Origin of the sequence: Caulobacter sp. 1776 (assembly GCF_040545685.1) — a bacterium.
Taxonomy (GTDB): domain Bacteria; phylum Pseudomonadota; class Alphaproteobacteria; order Caulobacterales; family Caulobacteraceae; genus Caulobacter.
On sequence record NZ_JBEPMI010000003.1, the window covers coordinates 302,566 to 318,852 of the forward strand.

A 16,287-nucleotide genomic window follows, 5' to 3' on the forward strand; every position below is an offset into this window, starting at 1 on the left:
GGCTCGGCGCGCTTCGCGCTTGGCCGGGTTGACACGGGTTTTCAGTCTAGGCCGCCACCGTCTGCTTCGCCGCCGCGCGGATCATGTCGCTGGCCTTCTCGGCGATCATGATCGTGGGCGCGTTGGTGTTGCCCGAGACCAGGCGGGGCATGACCGAGGCGTCGACGACCCGCAGGCCCTCGACCCCCCGCACGCGTAGCTGGGCGTCGACCACCGCCATCGGGCCCTGGCCCATCTGGCAGGTTCCGACCGGGTGGTAGATCGTCGAGCCGGACAGCCGCGCATAGGCCAGCAACTGCTCGTCGGTGGCGAACGCGCCGCCCGGATTGAGCTCGCTCTCGACATAGGGCGCGAGCGCTGGGGCCTGGCCGATCCTGCGGCCCCACTTCAGGCCGGCCACCGCCACCTCCTGATCCAGCGGATCGGCCAGGTAGTTGGCGAAGATCGTGGGGTAGGCGCTGGGATCGGCCGACTTGATGCGGATGTGGCCGCGACTTTCGGGGCGCAGCTGGCAGGGCGCGATGGTCAGGCCGGGCGCGGCCTCCAGCTCCATCTTCTGCTCGTTGACCAGCTTATCCAGGTCCATGGTGGCGGGCAGGATGTGGAACTGGATGTCGGGTCCTGCCAGATCCGGACGGGATTTACAGAAAGCCGCGATGTGCGCCGCCGAGAGGGTCAGGAGCCCCTTGCGCTGGAACAGGTAGCGCAGCGCCTCGCCGGCCAGACGGCCGCCTTTCGACTGTTCGTTGACCGAGACGACGCCGGGCTTCAGCCGATAGCGCACGCTCATCACATAGTGGTCTTGCAGGTTCTCCCCGACCCCAGGCAGGTCGGCGACGACGTCGATCCCGTGGCGGCGCAGCAGTTCGCCGGGACCCACGCCCGACAGCTGCAACAGCTGGGGCGAGTTGATCGCCCCGCCGGCCAGGATCACCTCGCCGCGCGCCTTGGCGATGCGCTGGACGCCGTTCTGGGTGAACGCGACGCCGACCGCCCGCTTGCCCTCGAACAGGACCTTGCCGGCCAGGGCGTTGGTCTCGACCTGGAGGTTTGGCCTGGTCATGGCCGGATGCAGATAGGCCACGGCGGCCGAGCAGCGCTGGCCGTTCTTGACCGTCAGCTGGTAGTAGGTCGCGCCCTCCTGGTCCGAGCCGTTGACGTCGTCGTTGCGCGGGATGCCGGCCTGTTCGCAGGCCTCGATCACCGCGTCCGAAACGGGGTGCCGGGTGGTGACGTCCGAGACGTTCAGCGGGCCGCCGGTGGCGTGCCAGTCGCACTCGCCGCGTTCCTGGTGCTCGGCGCGGCGGAAGTAGGGCGCGACGTCGTCCCAGCCCCAACCTTCGCAGCCCAGCTGCCGCCAGCCGTCGTAATCGGCGTGCTGGCCGCGGATGTAGAGCAGGCCGTTGATCGAGGACGAGCCGCCCAGCACCTTGCCGCGCGGCCAGACGTGGGTGCGGCCGCCCGTGCCGGGATCGGGCTCGGTGGTGTAGAGCCAGTTGACCTTGGGATCCTTCAAGGTCGACGAGTAGCCGACCGGGATGTGGATCATCAGGTTCGAGGCGAACTGTCCGAGGTTCTTGGTCGGCCGGTCGTCGCCGCCGGCCTCCAGCAGCACGACCTTGAAGCGCCCGCCCTCCGACAGCCGGGCGGCCAGCACGCAGCCGGCCGAACCGGCCCCCACGATCACGTAGTCGGCCTCGATGATCGCGGTCATCGCTCTCTCCCTTTGCGCGCCCGTCTGGACCCCGTCAGCGTGTGGCCCGCGTGATCGGTGTTTAGTTGAGAGCATGCGCCCAGCTTTCGTGATCGCGCAAGTTGCCGTCGCGGCGCCGTTGGTTCGACGGGTTTCCGGAGTATCGTCGCGCCGCATAACGACGTTCGAGAGCGAGGGGGCGATGGACCTGATCAGCCAGACGGTCGTGGACGGCGTCGCGGGGCCCGGCGCGCCGCCGACCTATCCGACACTGGGCGAGGTCGATCTCGCCGACATCTTCCGCTTCACCCGGGGGCAGCCCTGGGCCGACTTTGCACGGATGCGCAAAGAGGCCCCGGTCATGTGGCATGGCGAGCCGTTCGGCGGGCCGGGTTTCTGGGCGTTGACCCGCTACGACGACGTCCAACGGGTCAACGGCGATCCGGAGACCTTCTCGTCCCAGCGCGGCGGCATCCTGATGTCGATGGGTTCGCCCGAGAAGCGCCACGCCCTGCTGTTCCGGGCGTCGATGGACACCATGATCAATCTCGACGCGCCGCATCATTTGCAGCTGCGCCGCGAGCACATGCCCTATTTCACCCCCTCCTATCTGCGCGGCCTGACCGAGCGGGTGAGGGCCGAGGTGACCCGGCTGCTGGACGCGATGGAGCCGCTGCTGGAGGGCGGCGCCGAGATCGACATGGTCGAGCACTTCAGCTCGATCCTGCCGCTGTTCACCCTGTGCGAGATCCTGGGCGTGCCGCCGCAGGATAGAGAAAAGTTCCTCACCTGGATGCACTATCTGGAGCGCGCTCAGGACCTGGCGGTGCAGAACGCCGCCGCTCCGATCGCCCCGACCCTGGAGCTGATGCAGTTCGTCCAGGACTTCAACACCGGCGTCGAGGAGATGTTCGACTACGGCCGTCGGATGCTGCTGAGGCGCCGCGAGGATCCGAAGGAGGACCTGATGACGGCCATTGCTCGGGCCCAGGTCGACGGGGCTTTGCTGGCCGACGAATATCTGGACGGCTCGTGGCTGCTGATCGTGTTCGCGGGCAACGACACCACCCGCAACACCCTGTCTGGGGCGATGAAGCTGCTGACCGAATTCCCGGACCAGAAGCAGAGGCTGATCGATGACCCGTCGCTGCTGCCCGGCGCGGTGGACGAGTTCATCCGCATGGTCAGCCCGGTGATCTACATGCGCCGCACGGCCACTCGCGACGTCGAGGTCGACGGCCAGCTGATCCGCGAGGGCGAGAAGGTCGTGATGTACTACGGCGCGGCCAACCGTGATCCGCAGATGTTCCCCGAGCCGGACCGGCTGGACGTCACCCGGGTCAATGCGGGCAAGCACATCGCCTTCGGCTATGGCCCCCACACATGCATCGGCAAACGCGTGGCCCAGATCCAGCTGGAGGAGGCCTACCGCCAGATCCTGGCGCGGTTCCCGGACCTGAAATGGACCGGAAACATCGAGATCGCGCCGAACAACTTCGTCCACGCGATCAGCAAGCTCGGGGTGAGAAGAGGGTGACCCGCGAGCGCCCCCTCCGTCTCGCTGCGTATCCGCAGCGATCCATCTCCCCCGCGCGCGAGGAAGGATGAAGCGGTTTTCTCCTCACCCGTGAAACGGGGAGGTGGCGCGGCGCGGATACGTGCCGTGACGGAGGGGGCGCTAAGCCGTTGCCCTCAATTCATACGCATGTTTGATTGCCTGAAAGCCAGGAGCACATCCCATGTCGCAACCCACGTTCGAGACCCTGCTCTATGCCGTCGAGGACGGGATCGCGACGATCACCCTGAACCGTCCGGAGCGGATGAACGCCTTCACCGCCCGCATGATGAAGGACCTGATCGAAGTGTTCGACCTCACCGACGCCGACGACGCGGTGAAGGTGGTGATCATCACCGGCGCGGGGCGCGCTTTCTGCGCGGGAGCCGACCTGGGCGCCGGCGGGGCCACTTTCGACCGCACCTCCCCCCAGGCCCTGGAGCGCGAGGAGGGCAAGGTCGGCGACGTCTATCGCGACGGCGGCGGCCGCGTGACCCTGCGGATGTACGACAGCCTCAAGCCGATCATCGGCGCGATCAACGGCGCGGCGGTCGGGGTGGGCGTCACCATGCAGCTGCCGATGGACATCCGGATGGCCTCGACCGAGGCCAAGTTCGGCTTCGTCTTCGCCCGGCGTGGCATCAATCCCGAGGCGGCCTCGTCCTGGTTCCTGTCGCGGCTGGTCGGCCTGCAGACGGCGCTGGAGTGGTGCTATACCGGCCGCGTGTTCCCGGCCCAGGAGGCGCTGGACAAGGGCCTCGTCCGCTCGCTGCACGCGCCCGACGACCTGCTGCCCGCCGCCCGCGCCCTGGCCCGCGAGATCGCCGACAACACCGCGCCGGTCTCGATCGCCCTGACCCGCCAGCTGCTGTGGCGCATGGCCGGCGCGGCGCATCCGATGGAGGCCCATAAGGCCGACAGCCGGGCCATCCAGTCGCGCGGCGCGTCCGGCGACGCCAAGGAGGGCGTGACCTCATTCCTGGAAAAGCGCGCGCCGGTTTATCCGAACAGGGTCTCGAGCGACCTGCCGGACATCTGGCCAGGGTGGGAAGAGCCCGAGTTTCGGTAACGCCATAGCGCCCCCTCCGTCACGTCGCCTATCGGCGCCGCGCCACCTCCCCCGTTTTACGGGTGAGGAGGGTGCAGCTTCGTCCTCCCCCGCTTGCGGGGGAGGTGGATCGCTGCGGATACGCGGCGAGACGGAGGGGCGCTCTCGGGCGCTTTGCCGCGCCCTTCACTCATCACCCGTTAAGCACGATCTGTTCTTGTCCTTGCGATGAGCGAAGCCGCCCTGACATCCTCGTTCGGACAGGCCGAGGCCCCCAAGCCCTCGCCGCGCTCGCGCTCGGCCCTGCTCAAGCGCCTGGCCGACGTGGTCTGCTTGCCGACCAGCCGGATCAACGCCTTCGAACGGTCGATGACGGCCGATCTGCTGGTCGAGATGCTGCGCGACGCCAATGTCACCGAGCGCGAGAAGGTCGCCCGGCGCCTGGCCATGCTCAACGAGATGCCCGGGGTGCTGGTCCGCCTGCTGCTGCGCGACGAGCTGCCGGTGGCGCGCGCCCTGCTGGTCGACGCCGAGAAGCTGTCCGACGCCGATCTGATCAGCTGCCTCTACCACGCCACCCAGGAGCATCGCCGTCTGATCGCCCAGCGACGCGGCGTCAGCGAGGTGGTGGCCGACGCCCTGATCGACATGGTCGAGCCGCCGGTGATCGAGGCCCTGCTGCGCAACGACCTGGTCAAGATCAGCCACCAGGGCGTCGAGAACATCGTCGCCGCGACGCGCGACGCCCAGTATCTGATCCCCCTGCTGCTGCGCCGGGCCGAGCTGCGGCCCAGCCACGCCTATGTGATGTTCTGGTGGGCTGACGCCGAGGCGCGCAAGACGATCCTCCAGCGCTTCGCGGTATCGCGCGAGATCCTACAGGACGCCGTCGGCGACGTCTTCGCCCTGGCCTCGGCCGAGGGCTGGCAGGACCCGCTGTCGCGCAAGGCCCTGCAGTTCATCGAGCGCCGCCAGCGCAATCGCGCGGCCATCGCCAAGAGCCCTTACGACAGCCTGGATGCGGCGATCGCGGCCGGCGAGACGGGCATCACCCGAGAGATCGCCGAGGAGATCTCGTATCTCTCGGGCCTGAAGCCGATGACCGGCGCCAAGATCTTCACCGATCCGGGTGGCGAGCCCCTGGCCATCCTCTGCAAGGCCACCGGCCTGCCGCGCGCGGCCCTTCGCCAGCTGTGGCGCGGCCTGCGGCGACAGGAAGTCGACCGCAGCGGGGCCACCGACCATGCCCTGGAACGGGTGCTGACCGTCTATGACACGATCGCCGTCGACCGGGCCCAGACGGTGCTGCGCTACTGGAACTGGTCACTGACCTCGGCCCTGACCCCGGCGCTGCTGAAGGCGATCCGCGAGGGCGACGAGGCCGCCGTCGACGAATACTCGGCGCCGCAACGCGCGGCCATGTTGGCGCTTTCGCGCGATTTCGGGCGTTAACGCCGGAATATCGCCGATATCTCACTCGTGCTGCTTGCCGTGTTCAGGAACTCAACCGCCCTTACTCACGGTATGGCCGGTTCAGCCAAGATCGCGAACACTGGTCTATTACGCATAATCTCTTGGCGAGGCCGTATTGCCCGCCGTTGGCAATCTTTGTATGCAGCCCTCGACTGATCCGAGAATCAGCAAGATTTGGCGACCGGCGAGGCCATATGGAAGATCAATCCGACCTGATCGAGATGACGGCGGGCATCGTCTCCGCCTATGTCGGCAACAATGTGGTCGCGACCGCTGACCTGCCGGCCCTGATCAAGCACGTGCATGCCGCGCTCGCCACCGTTGGGACTCCGGCCGCCGAACCGGCGCCGGCGCCCAAGGAGCCGGCCGTGCCGGTCAAGCGCTCGATCACCCCGGACTATCTGATCTGCCTCGAGGATGGTCGGAAGTTCAAATCGCTGAAGCGCCACCTGCGCACCAAGTACGACATGACCCCCGAGGAATACCGTTCGAAGTGGGGTCTGCCCAAGGATTACCCGATGGTGGCGCCGAACTACGCCGAGGCGCGTTCGAACCTCGCCAAGCAGATGGGCCTGGGCCAGGGCGGCCGCAAACCGGCTCGCAAGGCGAAATAGTCGAGTCGGAACAAAAGCTTGGCCGTAGTGGCCTTCGAAGACCTCAGCGCCCGCCGTCCGAAATCGGACGGCGGGCGTTGTCTTTGGCGGTTGACTCAATATGGGAATCTTGTCGCGCGGCATGTTTTTCACTTGCCGCCGATTCGTTCCTTAAGCGATAGTGAATCGAAGTGATTCCAATAGCTTGTTAAGGACTCTGAAGATGTCCGCGCAATTGAGCGCATCCGCTACGGCGGCCCGCGCTCATCAGGAGATGTTCGCCTACTGGGCGTCCCTCCGTCGGGGGGCTAGCCTCCCCGCGCGCGTCGACCTGCATCCCGCAAGCATGAAACGGCTGCTGCCGACGGTGTCGTTGATCGACGTCGTCAACGAGCCGCGCGACTACCGCCTGCGCCTGGCCGGCACCGGCCTCTACGGCGTCTACGGCCGCGAGATCACCGGCCGGATGATCGGCGACGTCTACAACACCGCCGCCTTCGACTATTGGCGCAAGGAGCTGGACAAGGTGGTCGACGAGCGTCGCCCCGGCGTCGGCGTCCACAGCCTGGCCTGGCGGGGGTCTCCGCACATGTCGATCCTGTGGCTGCGCCTGCCGCTGGCCAGCAACGGCAAGGACGTCGACATGATCCTCGGCTACGACGCCGTGGTCGGCGCCGCCTCCGAGGGCGTCTCGGGCATCCGCGCGGCCTGATCGCCGGAGAATTCCCCACGGCTCAGCTTGTCCGGCCGGCGAACCTGCTTAAGGTCGCGCGCTTCAGAGGGCCGCTACCGAAGACCGCGTGACCGGGGATCCAGACGTTCTCAGCTTCATCCGCGAACACATCCGATCGGTGTGGGCGCTGGAGCTGTTGCTGAAACTGAAGGCGGACCCCGAGCGGTGCTGGTCGGCCGACGATCTAGTCGAGGCGATGCGCGCCAGCCATGCGCTGGTGGACGCCAATCTGAGGGCCCTGATGAGCGCCGGCCTGGTGGTCCCCGACGATCGCGGCTGTTTCCGCTATCGCCCGGCCGCTCCGGCCCTGGGGCTCCTATGCGATGAACTGGAACAGACCTATCGCGTTCGGCCGGTGACCGTGATCCGCTGGATCTCGGCGCCGGTGGAACGGCTGAAGTCTCTGGCGGACGCCTTCAGGTTCTCCGGCAAGCCCAAGGGAGGGGACAAGTGACGCCCGCCGTCGTCTACGGACTCTGCCTGCTGGCCAGCCTGCTGTGCGCGGGTCTGCTCGCGCGGGCCTGGGCCAAGGCCCGCACGCGCCTGCTGCTCTGGACCGCCATCTCGTTCGGCTTCCTGGCCCTGAACAACCTGCTGCTGGTCGTCGATCTGGTGCTGCTGCCCATCCAGGTGCAGCTTTGGTGGCCTCGTCAGCTTGCCCTGATCGCGGCGATCGGCGTGTTGGTCTACGCCTTCATCTGGGAGGTGGACCAATGAACCCCGTGGAGGGTCTGGTCGCCGGAGGCCTCGCCACGGGCTTCCTGGTGCTGGCGGCGTTTTTCCTTCGCTTCTGGGGCCGGACGCGCGAGCGGCTGTTCCTGGCCTTCTCGGCCGCCTTCGCGCTGATGGCGCTGAACCAGGCCCTGCCGGTCGTGCTGAACATTCCGCAGGAAGAGCGCGGCGGGATCTATCTGATCCGGCTGGCCGCCTTCCTGCTGATCATCGTGGCGGTGATCGGCAAGAACCTGAAGCGCGACCCGAAGGCTTAGCCCTCCAGGAAGACCTCGACCTCGCGACGGGACGGCATGGACGGCGCCGCGCCGGCCTTCTGCACCGACAGGGCGGCGGCGGCGTTGGCCATCTCGACGGCGTCGCGCAGGTCGATGTTGCCGGCCAGGGCCGCGGCCAGGGCGCCGCAGAAGCAGTCGCCCGCGCCGACGGTGTCGACCGCCTTGACCTTCTTGCCCTCGATCAGGAATGCCTCGTCGCGGCGCACGGCGGCGACGCCGGCCGAGCCCAGGGTGACGATGATCGTCTGGTCCGGACGGCTCATCAGCTTGCGGGCGGCGACCGACACGTCTTCCAGGCGCACCGGCTCGCGGTCGAGCTTGGCGTAGGTCGCCAGTTCGGTCTGGTTCAGGATCAGGATGTCGGTCAGCGGAAACAGGGCCGCGCCCTGGGGCAGGGCGGGGGCGGCGTTCAGCACGCGCAGGGCGCCCTTGGCCGCGCCGGTGCGGAACAGGGCCTCGATGGCGGTGGGCGGCGTCTCCAGCTGGCAGAGCAGCACGCGCTGACCCTCCAGCGGGGTCGCGGAGACCTGTTGCGGCGTGACCTTGGCGTTGGCGCCGGCGGTGACCACGATCATGTTCTCGGCGCTGGCGGCGACCCAGACGTGGGCCTGGCCGGTGGCCACGCCGTCCAGCTCCATCACGTCAGCCACCTGCACGCCGTACCCGGCCAGCTTGGCTTTCAGGCTCTTGCCGGTCTCGTCGGCGCCGACCGCGCCCATCAGACGGGTGGGCGCGCCCATCCGCGCGGCGGCGACCGCCTGGTTGGCGCCCTTGCCGCCCAGGAATAGCTCCAGGGACAGGCCCGCCACGGTTTCGCCCGGGCGGGGCAGGTCGTCCACCCGCGCCACGGCGTCCAGATTGATCGAGCCGAGAACGAAAACAGTCATGGTCTTGGTCTTCTAGAGTTTTCTGCCTAACCGCCGCCGCCGCGCTGGAAGCTCTCGACGAGACTGCCCGCGACGAGTCGCCAGCCGTCCACTAGCACGAAGAAGATGAGCTTGAACGGTAGGCTGATGGTGGCGGGCGGCAACATCATCATGCCCATGCTCATCAGCACGCTGGCCACGACCAGGTCGATGACCAGGAATGGGATGAACAGCAGGAAGCCGATTTCGAAGGCCCGCTTCAGCTCCGAGATCATGAAGGCCGGGGTGACCACGTTCAGCGGCGTGTCCTGCGCCGTCTTGGGTTTGGGGATCTTCGACAGGCGGACGAACAGGGCCAGATCCTCGCGGTCGACCTGGCGCAGCATGAAGCCCTTCACCGGGCCGCCGGCGGCCTCGAAGGCCTCGGGCAGCTCCATCTGGTGGTCCAGCAGCGGCTTGATGCCGGCGTCGTAGGACTTTTCGAAGGTTGGGCCCATGACGATGGCGGTCAGGAACAAGGCCAGGCTGATGATCACCGGGTTCGGCGGGCTCTGCTGGATGCCGATGGCGGTGCGCAGCAGGCCCAGCACCACCACGATCCGCACGAACGAGGTGGTCATGATCACGATCGACGGGGCCAGCGACAGCACGGTCATCAGGCCGACCAGCTGCACGACTCGATCGGTCAGGCCCGCCCCGGTGCCGAGGTTGATGTTCACCGCCGACTGGGCCAGGGCCGCGGCCGGCATGACGGCGCAGGCAATAGCCGCCAGCACCGAGATGATCGCGGCGCGGCGCACGTCCTCGGCCTTGGCGCCCGTCACGGATTTGATCAGGTCGCGCATCAGGCCACGGGCTCCGGAGCGGGGGCGGGGAGGGACGTCGCGACGCCCGGCTGGGGGATCCAGTCCAGCAGCTTGCCGTCGCCCAGCATCACCAGGCGCTCCTCGCCGTCCAGGCTGACGATCAGCAGGCGGCGTGTCGGGTCCAGCGCCAGGCTCTCGACGATCCGCATCCGGCGGTCCTGGCGGGCGGCGATCATCCGGCCCACGGCGTCGGGGCCGAATTTGCGCAACGCCCAGGCGGCCAAGCCGATCAGGCCTAGCGTGACCGCCAGCGCCGCCAGGGCGCGGATGAATTCGATGACGTCCATGGCGCGAAAGGGCCGCCTAAGCGAGACAAGATGGCGCAGGGCGAATGCCCCGCATACCCTGGTGTGCCTGACGCTTCTTAATGCCGGATTAACCCTGTTTCTTCACCATGATCGCCATGGGTCCGGACGACATCCCTCTTATCGGCATGCTGAAAAGCCGCCTCGGTTATCTGACCGAGCGGCAGAAGGTTGTCGCCCAGAACGTCGCCAACGCCGACACCCCCGGCTATCGCCCCAGCGACCTGAAGCCCTACAGCTTCCAGGCCTCGCTGATGAACCAGGGTTCGGGCGCGGTCTATCGTGGCGGGCCCAGCGCCCCGACCTCGGGCGTGACGATGATGGCCACCTCGGCCGCCCACATGGCCCCGTCGAACGCCCCCAGCGCTTGGCGGGCGACGTCGGGCGCCGATTCGGAAACCACCCTCGACGGCAACGCGGTCTCGCTCGAGGACCAGATGCTCAAGATGACCGACGCGCGGATGAACTACGACGCGGCGATCAGCTTCTACCAGAAGTCCATGAACATGCTGCGCATGGCCGCGCGCAAGCCGAACGGCTGAGGATTTAGGCGATGCCCGAGATCAAATCCAACGCACTGGCGACCATGGCCGTGGCCTCGTCGGCCCTTCGCGCCCAGCAGGGCCGCATGCGGGTCATCGCGGAAAACCTGGCCAATGCCAACTCGACCTCGCGCACCGCCGGCGGCGATCCCTACCGCCGCCAGGTGCCGGTGTTCCAGCCGACCAAGGTGCAGGGCGCCGAGGGCGTGCAGATGCTGCGCGTCGATCCCGACCAGAGCGAGTTCAAGACCGAATACGACCCCGGCAACCCGGCCGCCGACGCCAAGGGCTACGTCAAGCTGCCCAACGTCAACACGCTGGTCGAGGCGCTGGACATGAAGGAGGCGCAGCGCGCCTACGAAGCCAACCTCAACGTCATCGAGACCGCGCGCTCCATGGAAGCGCGCACCCTCGACATCCTGAAGAAGTAGGGGCTAGGCCATGATCACCGCGCTCGCCGCCGCCAAGGCCTACGCCTCGCAAGGCGCCATGGGAGTCGGTTCCATCGGTGGGATCGGCGGCTCCGAGAAGAAGGGCGGCATCGACTTCGGCGAGCTCTTGAAGTCGACCATGGACGGCGCGACCAAGGCCTCGAAGGTCGCCGAACACAAGATCGCCGATCAGGTGGCCGGCAAGGCCGAATTGGTCGACGTCGTCACCGCCATCAGCTCGGCCGAGGCCAGCCTGGAGACGGTGATGGCCGTGCGCGATCAGGTGATCTCGGCCTACCAGGAAATCATGCGGATGCCGATCTAGGCGACGTTTCGGCGTCCCTGGGTTTATTCCCGCGCGCGGTGTGCTTTAGTCACGCCGCATGAGCTTCTCCCACCTCGTCCGCCGCGTCGGCGCCGCCCTCGTTCTGGCGGCCGTCTGTCTCGCCGCGCCCGTGTCGGCCGCGCCCCGCCAGGTCTGGCCGCTGGACGCGGGCTGGCGTTTCCTGAAGGCCGACGCGCCCGAGGCGGCCAAGACGGATTACGAGGACCAGGGGTGGGCGAGCATCGCCCTGCCGCACACCTTTAACGCCGCCGATGGCGCCGACGGCGGCGGCTACTATCGCGGCCCCGCCTGGTACCGGCGGACGCTCGACGCGCCCGCGCCGAAGGCTGGTGAGCGCAGCTATCTGGAATTCGACGGCGCGGCCCTGGTCGCCGACGTCTGGGTCAACGGCCGATTGGTCGGCCGGCACGAAGGCGGCTACGCCCGCTTCCGCTTCGACGTCACCGACGCGCTGCGGCCGGGTGCGAACGTGCTGGCCGTGCGGGTCGACAACAGCGCGAGCAAGACGGTGGCGCCGCTGGGCGGCGACTTCACGGTGTTCGGCGGCCTCTATCGCTCCGTCCGCCTAGTCCGGACAGCCGACCTGCACCTGGACATGCTCGACTACGGCGGGCCCGGCGCCTATGCGCGCGCCGAGGGCGGACGAGTGAAGCTGACGGCCAGGGTTCGGAACGATCGCGCCCAAGCCGCCCGCCTCGACGTGACGGCCCGGCTGAACGACGCGGCGGGAAAGATCGTGCTGAGGCTTCGGACCCAAGTCGTCGTCCGTCCCGGGGAGACGGCGCCGGTAACCTTGAGCGGCGTCGTGAACCGGCCCCGATCGTGGGACGGCCGTCGCGATCCCTACCTCTATCGCCTGACGACGTCGGTGGTCGAAGGGGGACGGGTTCGCGACGCGGTGACGACGCCGCTGGGCTTCCGAACCCTGACCCTCGATCCGGCCCGAGGCGCGCGCCTGAACGGCCGGCCGATCGGCCTGCATGGCGTCAATCTGTTCCACAGCGGCCGACCGGACCGGGGCCTGGCGGTGTCGGACGCGGACATCGACGAGGACTTCGCCATCCTCCGCGAGCTGGGCGCCACCGCGCTGCGGTTCGTGCATTTCCAGCATCCGCAACGGGCCTATGACGACGCCGATCGCGACGGCTTCCTGGTCTGGACCGAGATCCCGCTCAATAGCGCCGTCGATCCCGACCCGGGCTTCACCGAGAACCTGGTCCAGCAGACCCGCGAGCTGATCCGCCAGACCTACAACCATCCCTCGGTGTTCGTCTGGGGCCTGGGCAACGAGATCTACAAGTCCGACGAGACCAGCCAGCGGGTGCTGTCGGCCGTGCAGGCGGCGGCCCGCGAGGCCGATCCGTCGCGCCCCACCGTCTACGCCCATTGCTGCGGACCGGACACCGCGCCGCATACCCGCGTCACCGACGTCATCGCCTTCAACAAGTACTTCGGCTGGTACCCCGACCAGGTCGGTGAGATCGGCGACTGGGCCGATCGGGCGCACGCCGCCGCGCCGGGGCGGGCCATGGCGGTCAGCGAGTATGGGGCGGGGGCCTCGATCCTGCACCAGGAGGATCCGCCGGCCCGCCCCAAGCCGAACGGCCGCTGGCATCCCGAGCAGTATCAGGCCCTGTTCCACGAGAACGCCTGGCGGCAATTGCGCGCCCGTCCATACCTGTGGGCCCAGTTCGTCTGGGTGGGATTCGACCTGGCCTCCGACGGGCGCGACGAAGGCGACCGGCCGGGGATCAACGACAAGGGCCTGGCCACCTACGACCGCAAGACGCGCAAGGACGCCTACTATTGGTACAAGGCCAATTGGTCCGACGCGCCCATGGCCTATGTGACCAGCCGGCGCTTCACCGAACGGACCTCGCCGACCGTCGACGTGAAGGTCTATTCCAATCTCAAGTCGCTCAGGCTGGTGCTGGACGGCGCGGACCTGGGCGAGCGTCCGGTCGTGGATCACGTCGCGCTATGGCCGGCGATCACGCTGCGGGAAGGCGTCAACAGGCTGACCATCGCCGACCGCGACGCCGTGCGCGACACCGTGGCCTGGACCTATCGGCCGTCGCGCTGAGCGAAAAGAAGGGCCGCGTCCGAGGGAGACGCGGCCCAGTTCGCTTCAGGGGAGATGAAAAACGCTACGCTTACTGAACAGTGTGGTTCACGGATGCAGGAACGCCTTGGCGACCGTCAGCAGGCCGCCCCAGACGACCGCGTTCAGCACCGAGGCCAGCAGCACCGCGAAGCCGAGGGGCCATTGGCGGGGCGCGCGGGCTCGAGCGCGAGCGGGGCGCGGATCGAACGGACGGGCTTGCGACGCGACGGTCATGAGACGCTCCTTGAACCTGTCCTCATGGTCGAGATTGACTCGGCCTTCGCGAACCTGACGACCTGTCGCGCGCCGCCTTGTCGCACCCCAGAGCGCGCGAATGGGCTTGGGGCTTTGATTCAACGCTCGAGGTCGGCGATGGTTGAGTCTCGCGCCGCCCGGAGCCCGCATGACCGAAGCCATCGTTCTCGACCGGGCGAGCAAGACCTACGGCGACCAGGTCGTGCTGGCGGAGACGTCGCTCGCCATCGCCAAGGGGCGCTTCGTCGCCCTGGTCGGCGGGTCGGGCGCGGGCAAGACCACGTTGCTGAAACTGATGAACGGCCTCTCCGCGCCGACGACCGGCCGCGTGCTGGTCGAGGGCGCCGACATCGCCGCGCGACCGGGACCGGAGCTGCGGCGCGGGATCGGCTACGTGTTCCAAGAGATCGGCCTGTTCCCGCACATGACCGTGGCCCAGAACATCGGGATCACCCCGAACCTGCTGGGCTGGCCGGAAGGGGATATCGCCGCGCGAGTCGACGAGCTGCTCGATCTGGTGGCCCTGCCGCGCGAGGCGGCCGGCCGCGCGCCGTCGGAACTGTCGGGCGGCCAGCGCCAGCGGGTGGGCGTGGCGCGCGCCTTGGCGGCGCGGCCGTCGATCCTGTTGATGGACGAGCCGTTCGGGGCGCTGGACCCCGTCACCCGCGTCGCCCTGGCCGATGACGTCCGCCGCCTGCACGAGACCCTGGGCCTGACCACGGTGATGGTCACCCACGACGTTGGCGAGGCCCTGCTGCTGGCCGACGAGGTGGTGGTGATGGCCGGCGGCAAGGTGCTGGCCAACGCCCCGCCGCGCGACCTGCTGGCGGGGCATCCCGATCCCGCCGTCGCGGCCCTGATCGCCGCGCCGCGTCAGCAGGCCGAACGCCTCGCGGAGCTGGCCCGTGGCTGATCGTGTCAACGCGGCCCTGGCCGTCCTGCCCGAGCGCCTGGGCTGGCATGTAACCCTTTCCGCCTCGGCCCTGGCCCTGGGCCTGGCCATCGCCCTGCCGCTGGGGATCGCCGCCGCTCGTAGTCCGCGCTTGAAGTGGATCGCCCTGGCGACCGCCGGCTTGGTTCAGACCATTCCCAGCCTGGCCCTGCTGGCCCTGTTCTATCCGTTGCTGCTGCTGCTTTCGGGCCTGGCGACCAAGGCGTTGGGTCACGGGTTCCCCGCCCTGGGCTTCCTGCCGTCGCTGCTGGCCCTGACCCTCTATTCGATGCTGCCGATCCTGCGGAACGCGGCGGCCGGCGTCTCGGGCGTCGACCCGGCCGTGGTCGAAGCCGCGCGCGGCGTCGGCATGACCGACCGTCAGCGGCTGTGGCGCGTCGAGCTGCCCCTGGCCGCCCCGGTGATCATGGCCGGGGTGCGCACGGCCGCCGTCTGGACGATCGGCGCGGCGACCCTGTCCACGCCCGTCGGCCAGACCTCGCTGGGCGACTACATCTTCTCAGGGCTGCAGACCGAGGACTGGGTGGCGGTGCTGGTCGGCTGCGCGGCCTCGGCGGGCCTGGCCATGGTCGTCGACCAGCTGCTGGGCCTGATCGAGGACGGGGTGGCGCGACGCGATCCGAAACGCCTGTGGGCCGGCGGCGCGGGCCTGGCGCTCGGCCTGCTGGCGGCCGTGGCGCCCCTGGCCGGCGCGGCGCTGTCGCAGGGCCAGCCGGCCTATGTGATCGGGGCCAAGAACTTCTCCGAGCAGTACATCCTGGCCGAGCTGATGGCCGGCCGGCTGGAGCGTGAAGGAGCCAGTGTCCAGCGGCGCGTGAACCTCGGCTCGGCGGTGGCCTACCGCGCCCTCGCGGCCGGCGAGATCGACGCCTATGTCGACTATTCCGGCACCCTGTGGGCCAACGTCCTGAACCGGACCGACAATCCTGGCCGCCAGGCGGTGCTGGACGGCCTGCGGGCCGAGCTGAAGGCGCGCGACGGCGTCGTGCTGCTGGCCCCGCTGGGCTTCGAGAACGCCTACGCCCTGGCCATGCGCCGCGACCGCGCCGAGGCGCTGGGCGTCAAGACCCTGGCCGACCTGGCCGCCAAGGCCCCGGATTTGGTCATGGGCGGCGACCTGGAGTTCTTCTCGCGGCCGGAATGGGCGGCGGTGGTCAAGGCCTATGGCCTGCGCTTCAAGGCCAAGCGCCAGTTCCAGCCGACCTTCATGTACCGCGCCCTGGAGAGCCGCGAGGCCGACGTGATCTCGGCCTTCTCGTCGGACGGGCGCATCGCGGCGGACGACCTCGTGTTGCTGGGCGACCCGAAGGGCGCGCTGCCGCCCTATGACGCGGTGATCCTGGTCTCGCCGAAGCGGGCCGGGGACCGGCGGCTGATCGCGGCGCTGAAGCCGTTGGGCGGGAGCATCGCCGTCAAGGCGATGCAGGCGGCCAACTACGCGGTCGACCGCGACACCGGCAAGAAGAGCCCGGCGGAGGCTTCCCAACTCTTGTCATCCCGGCCGTAGCGAAGCGG

Annotated in this window: 19 protein-coding genes; 14 read left to right on the plus strand and 5 right to left on the minus strand. The window is 68.6% G+C overall.

Annotated features, from left to right (window positions below; translation table 11 throughout):
• Positions 1–46: 46 nt before the first annotated feature.
• Complete coding sequence (locus tag ABIC66_RS09960; protein ID WP_354069846.1) at positions 47–1,714, minus strand: GMC family oxidoreductase; 1,668 nt, start codon at positions 1,712–1,714, stop codon at positions 47–49.
• Between the two features lie 181 nt (positions 1,715–1,895).
• On the opposite strand from ABIC66_RS09960, the gene ABIC66_RS09965 reads away from it, so the two are divergent.
• The 8 genes from ABIC66_RS09965 (at position 1,896) to ABIC66_RS10000 (ending at position 8,084) form a co-directional block, all read left to right on the plus strand.
• Positions 1,896–3,230 (plus strand): cytochrome P450, encoded by a 1,335-nt coding sequence (locus ABIC66_RS09965; RefSeq protein ID WP_354069847.1) that lies wholly within the window; start codon positions 1,896–1,898, stop codon positions 3,228–3,230.
• 202 nt (positions 3,231–3,432) lie between these two features.
• A complete protein-coding gene (locus tag ABIC66_RS09970) occupies positions 3,433–4,317 on the plus strand; it encodes a crotonase/enoyl-CoA hydratase family protein (protein WP_354069849.1) in 885 nt (294 codons plus the stop codon).
• A gap of 207 nt (positions 4,318–4,524) precedes the next feature.
• A complete protein-coding gene (locus ABIC66_RS09975; protein WP_354069851.1) occupies positions 4,525–5,748 on the plus strand; it encodes a DUF2336 domain-containing protein in 1,224 nt (407 codons plus the stop codon).
• A 215-nt stretch (positions 5,749–5,963) separates the two neighbouring features.
• The gene (locus tag ABIC66_RS09980; protein WP_354069853.1) at positions 5,964–6,383 is read left to right on the plus strand and encodes a Ros/MucR family transcriptional regulator; all 420 of its coding nucleotides are present in this window, start codon (positions 5,964–5,966) and stop codon (positions 6,381–6,383) included.
• 196 nt (positions 6,384–6,579) lie between these two features.
• Positions 6,580–7,074 (plus strand): motility/cell cycle regulatory protein MopJ, encoded by a 495-nt coding sequence (mopJ, locus tag ABIC66_RS09985; protein WP_354070315.1) that lies wholly within the window; start codon positions 6,580–6,582, stop codon positions 7,072–7,074.
• 88 nt (positions 7,075–7,162) lie between these two features.
• A complete protein-coding gene (locus ABIC66_RS09990; RefSeq protein WP_354069855.1) occupies positions 7,163–7,549 on the plus strand; it encodes a hypothetical protein in 387 nt (128 codons plus the stop codon).
• Positions 7,546–7,812, plus strand: coding sequence for a DUF5985 family protein (locus ABIC66_RS09995; protein ID WP_354069856.1), 267 nt, complete (start codon positions 7,546–7,548; stop codon positions 7,810–7,812). Before ABIC66_RS09990 ends, ABIC66_RS09995 begins: the two co-directional genes overlap by 4 nt.
• Positions 7,809–8,084: a DUF5985 family protein gene (locus ABIC66_RS10000; protein WP_354069858.1), complete on the plus strand. Its 276-nt coding sequence runs from the start codon at positions 7,809–7,811 to the stop codon at positions 8,082–8,084. Before ABIC66_RS09995 ends, ABIC66_RS10000 begins: the two co-directional genes overlap by 4 nt.
• Here ABIC66_RS10000 and ABIC66_RS10005 read toward each other — a convergent pair.
• From ABIC66_RS10005 to ABIC66_RS10015, 3 genes are read right to left on the minus strand one after another with little or no spacing between them, the layout of a single operon-like run.
• Positions 8,081–8,992: a ribokinase gene (locus tag ABIC66_RS10005; RefSeq protein ID WP_354069860.1), complete on the minus strand. Its 912-nt coding sequence runs from the start codon at positions 8,990–8,992 to the stop codon at positions 8,081–8,083. The genes ABIC66_RS10000 and ABIC66_RS10005 overlap by 4 nt on opposite strands.
• Positions 8,993–9,018: 26 nt before the next feature.
• Complete coding sequence (fliP, locus tag ABIC66_RS10010; RefSeq protein WP_354070317.1) at positions 9,019–9,819, minus strand: flagellar type III secretion system pore protein FliP; 801 nt, start codon at positions 9,817–9,819, stop codon at positions 9,019–9,021.
• Positions 9,816–10,124, minus strand: a complete 309-nt coding sequence (locus tag ABIC66_RS10015) for a FliO/MopB family protein (protein ID WP_354069862.1) — start codon at positions 10,122–10,124, stop codon at positions 9,816–9,818. The genes fliP and ABIC66_RS10015 overlap by 4 nt, the downstream gene beginning before the upstream one ends.
• Positions 10,125–10,240: 116 nt before the next feature.
• On the opposite strand from ABIC66_RS10015, the gene flgB reads away from it, so the two are divergent.
• Genes flgB through ABIC66_RS10035 form a run of 4 tightly spaced genes read left to right on the plus strand, consistent with a single transcriptional unit; the run spans position 10,241 to position 13,544 of the window.
• Positions 10,241–10,684 carry a flagellar basal body rod protein FlgB gene (flgB, locus tag ABIC66_RS10020; protein WP_354069864.1) on the plus strand — a complete coding sequence of 148 codons (444 nt, stop codon included), beginning with the start codon at positions 10,241–10,243 and terminating at the stop codon, positions 10,682–10,684.
• Positions 10,685–10,695: 11 nt separating this feature from the next.
• Positions 10,696–11,115, plus strand: coding sequence for a flagellar basal body rod protein FlgC (gene flgC, locus ABIC66_RS10025; RefSeq protein WP_354069865.1), 420 nt, complete (start codon positions 10,696–10,698; stop codon positions 11,113–11,115).
• A gap of 10 nt (positions 11,116–11,125) precedes the next feature.
• Positions 11,126–11,440, plus strand: a complete 315-nt coding sequence (gene fliE, locus ABIC66_RS10030) for a flagellar hook-basal body complex protein FliE (RefSeq protein WP_047410540.1) — start codon at positions 11,126–11,128, stop codon at positions 11,438–11,440.
• Between the two features lie 58 nt (positions 11,441–11,498).
• Positions 11,499–13,544, plus strand: a complete 2,046-nt coding sequence (locus ABIC66_RS10035) for a glycoside hydrolase family 2 protein (protein ID WP_354069867.1) — start codon at positions 11,499–11,501, stop codon at positions 13,542–13,544.
• Positions 13,545–13,631: 87 nt separating this feature from the next.
• Here ABIC66_RS10035 and ABIC66_RS10040 read toward each other — a convergent pair whose 3' ends face one another.
• Positions 13,632–13,799 carry a hypothetical protein gene (locus tag ABIC66_RS10040; protein ID WP_354069869.1) on the minus strand — a complete coding sequence of 56 codons (168 nt, stop codon included), beginning with the start codon at positions 13,797–13,799 and terminating at the stop codon, positions 13,632–13,634.
• Between the two features lie 169 nt (positions 13,800–13,968).
• Here ABIC66_RS10040 and ABIC66_RS10045 point away from each other — a divergent pair, with 169 nt between their 5' ends.
• Together ABIC66_RS10045 and ABIC66_RS10050 are read left to right on the plus strand one after the other, a co-directional pair.
• Positions 13,969–14,733, plus strand: a complete 765-nt coding sequence (locus tag ABIC66_RS10045) for an ATP-binding cassette domain-containing protein (RefSeq protein WP_354069870.1) — start codon at positions 13,969–13,971, stop codon at positions 14,731–14,733.
• Complete coding sequence (locus ABIC66_RS10050; RefSeq protein ID WP_354069872.1) at positions 14,726–16,279, plus strand: glycine betaine ABC transporter substrate-binding protein; 1,554 nt, start codon at positions 14,726–14,728, stop codon at positions 16,277–16,279. Before ABIC66_RS10045 ends, ABIC66_RS10050 begins: the two co-directional genes overlap by 8 nt.
• The last annotated feature ends 8 nt before the right edge of the window (positions 16,280–16,287 follow it).